This window comes from Sphingobacterium sp. R2, assembly GCF_040760075.1.
Lineage (GTDB): Bacteria > Bacteroidota > Bacteroidia > Sphingobacteriales > Sphingobacteriaceae > Sphingobacterium.
Map to the genome: position 1 here is coordinate 5,342,939 of NZ_CP142884.1, position 11,698 is coordinate 5,354,636.

The 11,698-nt window shown below is 40.1% G+C and carries 9 protein-coding genes; 4 read left to right on the top strand and 5 right to left on the bottom strand.

Going from position 1 to position 11,698, the window contains the following annotated elements:
* Positions 1 to 89 precede the first annotated feature (89 nt).
* Genes VXM68_RS22360 through VXM68_RS22370 form a run of 3 tightly spaced genes read right to left on the bottom strand, consistent with a single transcriptional unit; the run spans position 90 to position 2,943 of the window.
* A complete protein-coding gene (locus VXM68_RS22360) occupies positions 90 to 1,844 on the bottom strand; it encodes a DUF885 domain-containing protein (RefSeq protein WP_367210108.1) in 1,755 nt (584 codons plus the stop codon).
* A 40-nt stretch (positions 1,845 to 1,884) separates the two neighbouring features.
* Positions 1,885 to 2,406 (bottom strand): STM3941 family protein, encoded by a 522-nt coding sequence (locus VXM68_RS22365; protein WP_293951921.1) that lies wholly within the window; start codon positions 2,404 to 2,406, stop codon positions 1,885 to 1,887.
* 3 nt (positions 2,407 to 2,409) lie between these two features.
* Positions 2,410 to 2,943 (bottom strand): hypothetical protein, encoded by a 534-nt coding sequence (locus VXM68_RS22370; RefSeq protein WP_293951918.1) that lies wholly within the window; start codon positions 2,941 to 2,943, stop codon positions 2,410 to 2,412.
* 197 nt (positions 2,944 to 3,140) lie between these two features.
* Between VXM68_RS22370 and VXM68_RS22375 the strand changes: the two genes are divergently transcribed.
* Together VXM68_RS22375 and VXM68_RS22380 are read left to right on the top strand one after the other, a co-directional pair.
* Positions 3,141 to 3,959, top strand: a complete 819-nt coding sequence (locus tag VXM68_RS22375) for a hypothetical protein (RefSeq protein ID WP_367210109.1) — start codon at positions 3,141 to 3,143, stop codon at positions 3,957 to 3,959.
* Between the two features lie 140 nt (positions 3,960 to 4,099).
* Positions 4,100 to 5,188, top strand: coding sequence for a DUF6688 family protein (locus VXM68_RS22380; protein ID WP_367210110.1), 1,089 nt, complete (start codon positions 4,100 to 4,102; stop codon positions 5,186 to 5,188).
* Between the two features lie 68 nt (positions 5,189 to 5,256).
* On the opposite strand, the gene VXM68_RS22385 is transcribed toward VXM68_RS22380, so the two are convergent.
* Positions 5,257 to 5,976 carry an outer membrane beta-barrel protein gene (locus VXM68_RS22385; protein WP_367210111.1) on the bottom strand — a complete coding sequence of 240 codons (720 nt, stop codon included), beginning with the start codon at positions 5,974 to 5,976 and terminating at the stop codon, positions 5,257 to 5,259.
* Positions 5,977 to 6,211: 235 nt separating this feature from the next.
* On the opposite strand from VXM68_RS22385, the gene VXM68_RS22390 reads away from it, so the two are divergent.
* Positions 6,212 to 6,526: a hypothetical protein gene (locus tag VXM68_RS22390; protein WP_293951908.1), complete on the top strand. Its 315-nt coding sequence runs from the start codon at positions 6,212 to 6,214 to the stop codon at positions 6,524 to 6,526.
* A 125-nt stretch (positions 6,527 to 6,651) separates the two neighbouring features.
* On the top strand, positions 6,652 to 7,530 hold the full coding sequence (locus VXM68_RS22395) for a pirin family protein (RefSeq protein ID WP_367210112.1): 879 nt from the start codon (positions 6,652 to 6,654) through the stop codon (positions 7,528 to 7,530).
* A gap of 71 nt (positions 7,531 to 7,601) precedes the next feature.
* Here VXM68_RS22395 and VXM68_RS22400 read toward each other — a convergent pair whose 3' ends face one another.
* The gene (locus VXM68_RS22400) at positions 7,602 to 11,468 is read right to left on the bottom strand and encodes a TIM-barrel domain-containing protein (RefSeq protein ID WP_367210113.1); all 3,867 of its coding nucleotides are present in this window, start codon (positions 11,466 to 11,468) and stop codon (positions 7,602 to 7,604) included.
* Positions 11,469 to 11,698: the final 230 nt, after the last annotated feature.

The following is an 11,698-nucleotide window of genomic DNA, read 5'->3' on the forward strand; positions in this document are numbered from 1 at the left end:
GAAAATGGAAGACAAAAATACCCACACCCATCCTGCCTGAAAACAATTGAGCCACTCCCGGGGAGTGGCTCAGTTAATGGTCGCGATGGCTATTTTAGCATCATCTCCCGGATATACTTCACTGGCGAATTTCCAAAACTCAGGAAAGTCTCATGGAACTTTTTCAAATTAAACTGTTTACCTTCTTTTTGCTTAACAGCCTCCCGAAGTTCATAAATTTCTTTATACCCAGTATAATAAGAGGTCAGCTGAACACTGCTTACCGACACTCTTTTCCATTTACCGGCTGCTTCGGCCTGCTGTTGAAAGGCTTCATCCACCAATAGCTGCATGGCGTCTATCTCGCTCATATTTTTCACATGTACACTGTAGTCCAATATGGCATTGCAAACAGCACGTAGATGCCATTTATACCACATCAACCACATTTCGGGCGCATTGTCACCGTAACCGTTTTCCAACATCATGTGCTCGGTATACACTGCCCAACCTTCAATCATAGCACCATTTCCTAAAATACTCTTGATGAGACTTGGCGATTGGTTGGCATAAACCAATTGGGTATAATGCCCCGGAATAGCTTCGTGGATATTAAGTATCTGCAGGATGTAATGGTTATACTCTCTCAGATAACTCTCCTGAGCCTCTTTCGTCCAGCCACTTAGACTACCGACATTATAATAGGTGTTACCTCCTTTATCATATGGTCCCGGCGCACTGATCGATGCGCCCGCGACACCAGCCATATAAGCAGGCTCTTTGCGCACCACGAGCGGTTTACTCTCGTCGATATATAGTAAATCTTTCTGTTTGACAAAAGCGACCAATTTAGGTATCTGCGCTTCGATAGCCGACTGAAAGTCTTCTGCTTTGACATGATTTACCGAAAGGGTATCGATCATTTTTCGGATGACAGCCAAACTATCTGAAGGCACAGCTGATTTCCCAAAATACTTTGGCCAAAGTTCCTTGCTGATTTTATACATTTCACCATGCAAATAGGTTTTCCGTGCAAGCGCAGCCTGATAAACCTGTTCAGCAGTGGATCCAGACTGTATATCAAAATCGAATTTTTTGTCGTAAAGCGCTTTCCCCAATCTAAAACTCCGTGGCGACGGATTAGGCGTTACTTTTAAAAACTGTACATACCCGTTTATCGCCGCAACAGCTTCCTGGCATGCCTTCCCAATGGCTTCTTTTTCCGCAATTGATAGCTCTGATTTTTTCAATGAATCCAGTAAGTCTTTTTCAAAAACGGATAATCCGCCCAAATTCTGTTGAATGGCCAAATCGGTCAATACCTGAGCTGGATTTTTAAGCTGTTTCTTTGCAGCCTCATAATAGGCCGGAATTTTTATTAAACGCTGTTGAATGGCTTTAAGCCGCGTCGATAACGGTGCATAACGCTCTGCGAGCATAAAAGCGATGGTCCCGCCAACGTTGTAAGACGACGGGTTCCATTCATAGGCACGCTCTTGCTCTATCGACCAAATATTTGATTCAAGATAATTTTTAATCAAATGATAATCTGTCTGTTGCGATAAATCCAAAGAACTCAAATCAAAGCTTTTCAGGCTGTCCAACTGGTTCTTTGAAAATTCCAGCCGTCGCTTTCTGGCATTCGCATCTGGTATGGTTAATAGAGAATCATACTGATGAAAACCAACTTGGGTAGCCCATTCTGGATTTTCTTTCCAAAGCTGCAGAATAAAACGGTCTTCATACGATTTAAACTTTTCATTGGTAGCGGTATCAGCAACAGTTTGACTGTTATGAGCTCCTGATCCACAGGAAGCCATCAGCCCGAGTCCAGCGATAGCAAGGATATATATTTTAAGTTTCATTGGCGTAATTTGCCTAAAATTAACAAAAAAAAACGAGCCATTACTTTTGCTTGTTCCAATAAGATAAAAACAGTTGATGCAATTCTGAAGGCTCCAGATCAATGGTAGACGCCGAATACATGATATTTAATTCCTGAGCAGATTCCTGGTAGGCCATCTTCCATAGTAGTGATGGTAGTCTATCTTTATACTTCCCTGAATTTTTTAGGGTAACAATGATCATGGTATCCCCACCCACTTTCTCTAAATCAATAGACTTTACATCTTGCCAATTCCCTTGACCAAAAGCTTTTGCCAATGGCGTAGTTTTTCCGAAAAAATATTTTTCACTAAGAACAATCTGGGCTGAATTATCCCGAAGACTCAGCAAGTTTACAATCAACAAGATGAGAAGTACCAACAATACTCCTGCAGAAAAGATCGTGGGCTTAGCTTTAAAAACTCCATCAAACAAACCAGTACTATAAAGTAATATGATGAAGAGTAGCAAACAAAATACTGCTGAAATTAGCAGCATTTGCGTTGTTTTTCGCTTATTTCTGTAAAGATGAGTTTCCTTCATGAGTTAGTTACCCCAATTCACGTTTAGGTTGTGCTTTTCTGCGTAAGCTTTACCTAAGGTATATACATTGTCAAAAGCACTATTGATCTCGGGCATATCATTCTTTTCAATCTTTTGAAGTAAAGCCTGCTTTTCATCAGCCGACCCCTTGCGATCGCATAACTTTGCATAGGCCATATATTCATTTTTATATACGGGCAGGACTTTCTCGAATAACGCAATAGACTGCTCTTTCAATGTTTTCGCTTCCGCCTCGGAAACATTCAGCTCCTTAATATCCTTTAAGGCCTTTTCGACAACCTGAATCTTGATCTCAACGGATTTTTGAGCTTCATCGCCCACTTTCTTACTGGAAGGCATGTCCGCAAATTCCACAGTCTCCTGTTCAAGATGCTTGCCGTAGCGCTCAGGTGCAAAATCCGCAATAAGATTGGTATTTAAAACAACTTTTCCGAAAAACTTATCCGGACTGGTGGATTGACAAGCCGTAAAAAACGAGCTCGACAACATAAGAATAATAACTAGTAACTGCTTCATATATACATATTGTTTGTTCCCAAAATAATTAATAATTATGAAACAGACAAAATATGAAGTCCTCTGACTGTCGCATACACTTTCAACCAGTTGCCCTTATCAATGATAAAGGAAGAGATATGAACGATAAGTATTGTACAAAATGTTAATTTTTAATACCTTAGTAATTAACATACAAGAGATTAAAAAAAGTCATTATGGGCTATGATATTAGTTACCACCCCATCTCAGAAAAACAAATAGAAACGTGGTATTTTGATTTACTCCAAAATCCCGAAAAGCTTGAGGAAATATCCACATTTCATCAGCTCGAAGACTTCTATAAAACCAAGTACCAAGACACTTTAAATGCGGGCCGTGAAACCGGGAAAAATGATTATTTTGACAAGACCCACGGTTTTTTTATAGCGGTGGTACAAGGTTTTTTCGAAAAGTACTTTTATGTTCGCGGCGGAGCTTTGTCCTTCTCCCAAAATGAACATTTGTCTGTCTATTACAAAAGGTGGGAAGAATTTATACAACCACAATTCCTAACCAATACGATCGAAAATAGGCTTGTTGAAAACTATTGCTCGGGTGTCTTTATTCCAGCAGAGAAAACCGCTCAATTATGGATAGACTATCATCATAACCCAGCCATCAGGGCTGAATTAGATACACTTTTTTCAGAGGACCGGATTTCAATTTTTCTCGATGCATTACAATATGCCAAGGAGCGAAATATCGGCCTTTTGGAAGCAACCGAAGTCGTAGAGCCGCAACCTTTTGACCTGAATGAATCGAAAAGTTACTCCAACCTGTTTAACTGTGACAAAGCAGGTCTACTCTTATATCAGGCTGCAGCTTTAAAACAGATTCAGGATATAGCACAACGCAGCAGACTTCCTGAAAATGAGGCTTTGCCAAATGTCAAGACTGATACGATACATGTGCAGCCGGAGAAGCCTGAAACGGCCGAAAACTTTGCAAACACTAAAAAAAGAAATTTTTGGAACAGGTTATTTGGAAAAGATTAAACGAGCTATTATTCGCTCGATAATAACACTGTTTTCAACACTTGTGATGATTTCTGGCATATACGTCTATAACGTCGAATCTGAATCCAGCACACTGATTTGACTATATTCTTCTTCGCATTATAACTGCTCATTCTATTATGATTTTAATTCTTCTTTTCATTATAATCACGCTTTTCGGAATTTTATATCTGCTGCGCGCGCGCGTAAAAAAACAACAGCGGGATGTATCCTTTATTGAATATACCGTTGTCACTGCTTACCTTTTAGCGCTGCTGCTTGCGGGGATTGGTTTTGTATTCCATTCGAGCCAATATAACCAACCCGTGGACCCCGTGGATGGAGACTGCTATATTCCCTTCGGCGGCAAACACATCTTATCGCTGTTTATCTATTTCGTTGCATTCAATATTTCAGCAGTTACCATCTGGATAAAAGGGCGAAAAATTCCACCCATACCTCTCGTTATGATGCTGGTGATGTTATTGATAGGCAGCGTAATGAGTGTATTTGTACTTATTCAGGTCAGTCACCACGATACATCCACACTGGATATGTATGTTGGCAATGAAGGAACTTTATACTTTATTTTTACACCAATTTGCAGCTTAATTATCGGTGTCGGATTAATCCGTAGAGTCATCATAGAAGAAAAGGGTTACGCCATGAACAGAACTTATACCAATCCCACCCTCAACAAGATCAATACCTTACTTTCTTCCAAGCTGAATTATCACTTATGGGCTATTATATTACTTGTTCCGGTCTTTTTGATACTGACCATCATCCTCATCTTATTGGGGCAGGATCACGATTCAATGGCGAAAGTATTCACGGAGACAACTACTTGGGCATTTTCACAAAAAATGCATCCTCACGTTTTGGATCATAAAGGACATTATTTATGCACAGTCGCCGCGAAAGGTAATCCTGCCCTTGTAAAACCGTTGAGATTAGGCAAAAGGCACGGCAATACCATTGTCGTCAATAGACAGCTTCAGATTGCCAATGCGTTTGAAGAAATTTTGAGTGATCTATCACCTTCGATGCACCGGTTTGTGCGGTATTGCTATGATAAATATGGTTTCAACATTTCCATCAAAATCAATTCAACCGGTGCATCAAATATGACTTATATTTTAATGAAACCCTTAGAATATCTATTTCTATTTTTCTTATATATGCTTTATATCGAACCCGAGAAGAAAATTGCCAAACAATACCACTAATATCTTCGCGCCCCGATCTGTTATTTACGGAAATGACCTATAATCGAAAACAAATGTGGGAGTAAGCTTTAGTCATTTTTAAATATCGGTCTTAGTAACTGATATTGTAGGCCCAATCGGAATACATTTAGTCGTGCCGCACCAGGGTCGCTACCCAGCATCTGTCCAGTATAATCCTTCAATCCCCATGAATAGCCGGCAAACACGGTATAGCGGTCATAATTTACGTTAAATTGTAAACGTGGCCGCAGATCCATATCAATTACTTTACCTCTGTCACGATCAAATTTTGTTTTATTTCCCTGTTTATCCTCAATACTACCTTTTTCCTTGATGCTCAATACTTTGGCGATATCCATCCCCAGCTGAATATCCATCGTCATGGGTTCAAAAAAGACGCGATAGCCGACAAACGGATTAAAATTGATAAACTGTTGATTAAGTTGGGTTTGACCACGGCTTCCATTCATAAATTCACTTCCCTCCAAATCAATCTTTGTCTGCAATCTTTCGTAGGCGCCTTCTAGACCTAATATCAGATTGTTGGCAAAAATATAACGGTAGTCTAATGCTCCACCTATGTTTATTCCATATTTTTTTCCATAGGGATTACTGGTATAAAAGTCCTGCTGCGTGGATCCAATCAACGTGCTCTTGGCCGCACTCCCTGCACCCGTAAAGTTGGATACCCCAGAAGTCACACCCACTCGAAGTTCGTGCGTTTGCGAGAAGGCCATAAAATGAATTACACCAGCAAAAAGCCCGACAAGTAAAAATCTCTTCATCATAAACTAAATAATAATTAAAATCGCTAAAAGATTATCTATATCCGATCACTAAAAGTAAGAAAATTTATGTGATTGTACTTATTTCAGCCTTTTCTTTTTCTGTTGACATATGGCATATCGATCTAAATCGCTCAGGGGCGTTCCTTTTATGATGAAAGCGTGTGGAGAGCATGTCGCTGCATTTATTAAACTACATCAATGGAAATGAATCGGTCCATGTTTACTTTTGTTCATTATGAAGAACTTAACATTTCTCTTATTTGGCAAAAATGAAGAAATTTTGCTTACGCTAAAAAGAATCATTGAGAGCACCCCTACGTGGAAAGCAACATTTCTGCAAGAGTTAGATAGTTGTAAAAAGCATCTGATTGATGATGCTGTAGATGTATTATTGTTAAGCTCGGGGCTCTCGCTGCAGGAAGAACAAGAAATAACGGATTATCTTTCGCAACTCCCTTATTCCATTGGCCTGATTACCCATTATGGTGGCGGGAGCGGGATTTTAAAAAATGAAATTTATACATTATTTCCAGACTTACTACCAGGCTAATGCAGCCAAGAGCAGCGTAATATCCGAACGATATGACTGTAAACCGCTAAAATGCTTCTTTATTGAACTAGATCAATGGTGATCGGATACTAAAAGGCTAGTTTTGGATACTAAATAAAATGATCATGAACAAACAGAACTTTATAAAAAAGGGACTTTTGGGTTCCGGAATATTTGCATCAACAGTGTCTTCAGCTGATATCTTGAAGAATGATATTGACGAGATAGAACCGCTTGAAACGCCGGATGCCGAAGCTGTAAATTATCATTCAGACAAATTGGAAAACCATAGTGTCCTCCACAAAGCGGCGACACGCGGTCATGCAAATCATGGTTGGTTAGATAGCAATCATACGTTTAGCTTCGCCAATTATCACAACCCCGAACGTATGCACTTTGGTGTGTTACGTGTACTAAATGATGATATGGTGGCTGCGGGAAGAGGTTTCGGTAAACATCCCCACGATAATATGGAAATCATCAGTATCCCTTTGGAAGGTGATTTGCAACATGAAGACAGCATGGGTAACAAAGCCATTATCCGGAAGGGAGATATTCAGGTCATGAGCGCCGGAACGGGCATCATACACAGTGAATATAATAAAAATACCGATCAGGTAGTCAAGTTTCTTCAAATTTGGGTGTACCCTAATCAACGGAATGTGAGCCCCCGATACGATCAAATTACATTGGATATAACACAAAGACAGAATAAATTCCAGCAAATTCTTTCTCCAAATCCAGAAGACGAGGGTGTATGGATCCATCAGGATGCCTGGTTTTCCATGGGGCATTTTGACCAGGACGTTCAAGTAAAATACAACGTCAAACAGGTGGGTAATGGTGTCTATATTTTTGTGATAAAAGGCAGTGTTATCGTCGAAGGGCAGTCATTAGAAACCAGAGATGGCTTTGGAATCTGGGATGTATCAGAAATCAACATGAAAGCAACCTCGGCCGATACCGAAATCCTATTGATGGATATCAGTATGGTATTGGATTAACGCAGGGAGCTAATAGCAATGAACGAAACTGGGAGCTTGATAGGCTCTCAGTTTCATTCACCTGTTTGCTTCTAGAAAGTGATAGCATTTAGCTTTTTATCCACCAAAATACCATCTATCGCTTTCAGATTGAAGTTGACATTTCGTTTTGCTTTCAATTTAATCTTAAATAAAACTTCAGAGCCATTCAAGGTCTCCTTGTTGCCTAGATTAACAAAAGTAGCATACAGAGCCTTACTTCCATTGGTGTGAAGACGATCGTTGCTATAATTGTTCATCTCTTTTAAATGTACGGACTCAATACCGACATATTCAAAATCGCCTTGATTGTAGGGAAGAGCAAAACTAAGTGCATTGACAGCTTTAAGATTCTCTCCACTAACACTGATCTCCACAATATCTCCTGATTTTAAAGTCGTTTTTGAGGGAACCAATTTTAGTTTACCAGCCACTTTTTCTTCTTTTGCTGGTTTTGCACCACCTTCTATGACAACAGCAACATTGGAAATATCATAAGCGTCAATCAGATTATTTTTATTGACATCGCCGTTGCTAACATAACCCTCGAAATCTCCATCTCCAAAGCGCAATCCCGTATAGTTAATATAGGAAGTCAAGTCATTATGATCGATCAATCGGTCATTATTAATATCGCCCGGTAAATAGCTTGACGATCCTGGAACTTTAAACACATATAATTCTCTTCCTGAACCGAAACCTCCAACAGCTTCAGAAACTGAAATTTTAATAAATCGAGCCACCGGATGGGTTCCAAAATCAAAACGTTTCATTTCGCCATCGCGTTTCCAGTCAAAGCTGCCTGCTTCGATCCAGGTCATCTTGTCATTGCTATAGAACACTCTTCCTTTTAAAAGGATGCCATTTCCGCCATCGGTTCTTGGGAGATACTCAAACTTATCCAATTGATTAACAGATTTTAGATCTAAGGTCATATCAAAAGGAACCGCAGTCTGTCCCCATTTTGTATGCCACATATCCCCCTCATCATAATTGAACAATTTATTGATACCATTTCCGCCTTGGTTATCCACAGAAGTCTCTGCTTTGATTCCTTCGATGGCAAATTCCAATGGGTTTGCCTTTGTCTTTGCGGCAAATGTACTCCAATCTGAAACACCAGATTTATTGACAGCTCTAATTTTAAACTGGTAATCCGTTTCCGCGGCCAATCCTTCGAATAGCAATTGACTGTCTTTGATAGTCGAATAGATCAGATTATTGAATTCAATTTCATAATAATCTGCATTTGCAACCTTTTCCCAGGTTGGCGTTAAGGTATATGCTTGTGTATGTTGATCTTTGATAACAGCTTTGGGCGAAGTCAAAGCACCAGTCTGAGCCAGATAGTTGTCTGCAGGAGCATATTCGAAACCCTCCAATTGTACTTCTATTGCGGTCGATGAGACATCCTGTTTGGCTAGTCGTACCAGCAACATCGGATTTTTCACCAAAGGTACTTTTTCAAATTCAGATCCCTTGGTTGCAAACTGATTCAGGTTTGGTTGTGCGTCATAGAAATATACGTTTTCAGAAGTATTAAACGCATCTATGCTATTCACTTCTTTAAGTTTGCTATTTTTCCCATTGACCTTTACCGTCAATTTCTTCGGTGCTTTGCTAACGTTGAAACGAATTTCCGTAGACTTCATTTTCTCAAAACCGTCAAATTCGCCTTGCGTTGGAGCAATCGCAAAAACAACTTTATTATTGTTTAACTGCGAAGTTATGGACGTACTTGCCCCCTTACCATAACGGTAGGCCTCTGTCTTTCCATCATCATCATATTCTAGGAAACTAGAGGTTCCATAAGGATATACTTCATAAATACGTTGATCTTTTTTGATTTCCAGCACATTATTATTTGGCTTGGTCACCGGAATAATGGCTCCATTTTTCACGAAAACAGGCAGCTTCCAAATAGGCACATTAAAGTTATTGATAATACGCCCTCCCTTGTATTTTTCACCCGTAAAATAATCAATCCATTCACCATCCGGCAGGTAGATACCATTGCGCATATCATTTCCCTTCTCATCCACCCGTGTTTCCTGGTAAATCGGTGCTACAAGGAAATTTGGACCATAGAGGTACTGGTATTGCGTTGCCTTTCCGAGCGTATAACTATTTGCTTGCTCTAAAAACATAGCACGAATGATCGGCAGTCCATCTACTGCTTGTTTCGCAACACTATAGCTATAGGGAACCAACTGAGATTTCAATTTCAGATACAGACGATTGATAGAAGTAGCCGGCTCACCTAAAGCATGTGGATATTTCTCGTTCGATCCCCAGCCATCCATATTGAGTTCCATTGGCGTCCAGGTCTTCCATTGGAAATCACGGATATTAACTTTAAAATTTTTCCCACCAAAGATTCCGTCCATATCGGAGGTAATATTGGGCTGACCTGAAAGCCCTGACCCGATGTAAGTAGGTATATGGAATCGAATATATTCCCATACACCTCCCGTTTGGTCACCCGACCAGATAGCGGCATAGCGCTGTGTGCCTGCCCAACCATCCAATGAAATAATAAATGGACGCGCGTTGCTACCATAATAAGGCATAGTATGTCCCACATCAGCGACTCCATTGAGGCCAAAAGAATATCCCGGTCCAACCCAGGCAACATCCGTTTTTAGAACCCTGACACCCGCATCCCGCACTTCCTTTACAATATCCCGTTGCAGTAATGCACTTATACTATCTTTCGGATGGAGATCAGACTGTGTCCATAAACCGATTTCTACACCATTCTTACGTGCATAATCACCAAACTCTTTCAAATTTCGGATATTTCCATCTAAAGATTCCGTTTGGCCATAGCCAGCACCATAGCCATCATTTGGAAGAATCCAGCCCAAAGGCATATCATGTGCTTTATACCGGTCTATTACAGCGCGGGCCGAAAATTGATAATTGTTTTTCTCACCGTTCAGCGATTCTTTGATTCCGCCATTGTCCTTTTGACTTTCTTTATAGCGTTTGCCGTCTTCAAATAGAATTCCCTTTTCATCTTCTTTCCAAAAATCGCGATTATAGGCATTAAGATGACCCTCATATAAACCAAATTTCGGTAGAAGAATTGGGTTGCCCGTCAATTGATAGAAATCGTTGAGCAAAGGTACTATCCCGTCATTAATCATAAAAAAGACATCCAGATAATCTGTGTCATGCGCCAATTTTACTGTCCCAGGGGTTTTGGCTCCAAAGGCATAACTTCCCTTCTTAAAAGTATGCCACATAAAGCCATAGCCTTTCGTAGACCAGTAATAAGGGGTTGGAGAAGCTACGCCACCATCTGTCCAGCTGTTCTGGTTTTCGATTGCGATTGTGTTCCCCTTATGAGAAAAGCGTCCATTTTGTACACCCCCACCAAAGAAATATTCGCCTGCCTGTTCTTTTAATTCGAGACTGACTTGATGATGATCCAAATTGATTGGTTTTAAGCTTTCAACGACTACCCTATTGTTTTTACGATTGAGGATACTAAACAGAGAGGTCTGCTTATCCATTGAAAAGAGGATATCTTTGGTGGAGATGCTTATTTTATTTCCTTCATCCTTGACCTCCAGTCCAGTGACAGTTTTACGTGGCTGCTCTACTAGAATTTTTGCATCGGGTTTTGCTTCAGGATCACGGATAATACCCCCATGAATATCTTGGAACATTCTAAAAATATGATCGCCATAGAAATCTAAAGTCAACCGTTGATTATTATCGTATACAATCTCTACTGTCGTCGGGTTAATTTTTTGAACGGTGCTAATCTTATTGGTATGATCAGTGTAATGAGTACTCAAATAATGGATTGTATTCGTTCGGGCTTCAAGCCTATTGGATTGAAAAATAAAAGGTGAAGCCAATCCTATTAATAAACTTACCTGTGCTTTTGCGCACCAAAAAGATATCTTCATGCGTATGATGTATAATGCATTAAATTAACTTAACAATAATACAATAGTAAATCGAAGTAAAAAAGCGATTATCAAATGCAAACGATTGTCCAATAGTAATGTTGCAGGATAGCGGCAGTTTCGGAGCAGCTGCCGCTGGACCGGGCTCTCCGACGGTCCTGTGCTGCGATGACCGATAGGCGAAGGATAGGCCATAGCCTCTACATCGAAATACGGAAGTATGTATCCAA

Excerpts from the sequence above, each read along its gene's own strand:
- VXM68_RS22360 (WP_367210108.1), bottom strand. The coding sequence starts at position 1,844 with ATGAAACTTAAAATATATATCCTTGCTATCGCTGGACTCGGGCTGATG.
- VXM68_RS22365 (WP_293951921.1), bottom strand. The coding sequence starts at position 2,406 with ATGAAGGAAACTCATCTTTACAGAAATAAGCGAAAAACAACGCAAATG.
- VXM68_RS22370 (WP_293951918.1), bottom strand. The coding sequence starts at position 2,943 with ATGAAGCAGTTACTAGTTATTATTCTTATGTTGTCGAGCTCGTTTTTT.
- VXM68_RS22375 (WP_367210109.1), top strand. The coding sequence starts at position 3,141 with ATGGGCTATGATATTAGTTACCACCCCATCTCAGAAAAACAAATAGAA.
- VXM68_RS22380 (WP_367210110.1), top strand. The coding sequence starts at position 4,100 with ATGATTTTAATTCTTCTTTTCATTATAATCACGCTTTTCGGAATTTTA.
- VXM68_RS22385 (WP_367210111.1), bottom strand. The coding sequence starts at position 5,976 with ATGATGAAGAGATTTTTACTTGTCGGGCTTTTTGCTGGTGTAATTCAT.
- VXM68_RS22390 (WP_293951908.1), top strand. The coding sequence starts at position 6,212 with ATGAAGAACTTAACATTTCTCTTATTTGGCAAAAATGAAGAAATTTTG.
- VXM68_RS22395 (WP_367210112.1), top strand. The coding sequence starts at position 6,652 with ATGAACAAACAGAACTTTATAAAAAAGGGACTTTTGGGTTCCGGAATA.
- VXM68_RS22400 (WP_367210113.1), bottom strand. The coding sequence starts at position 11,468 with ATGAAGATATCTTTTTGGTGCGCAAAAGCACAGGTAAGTTTATTAATA.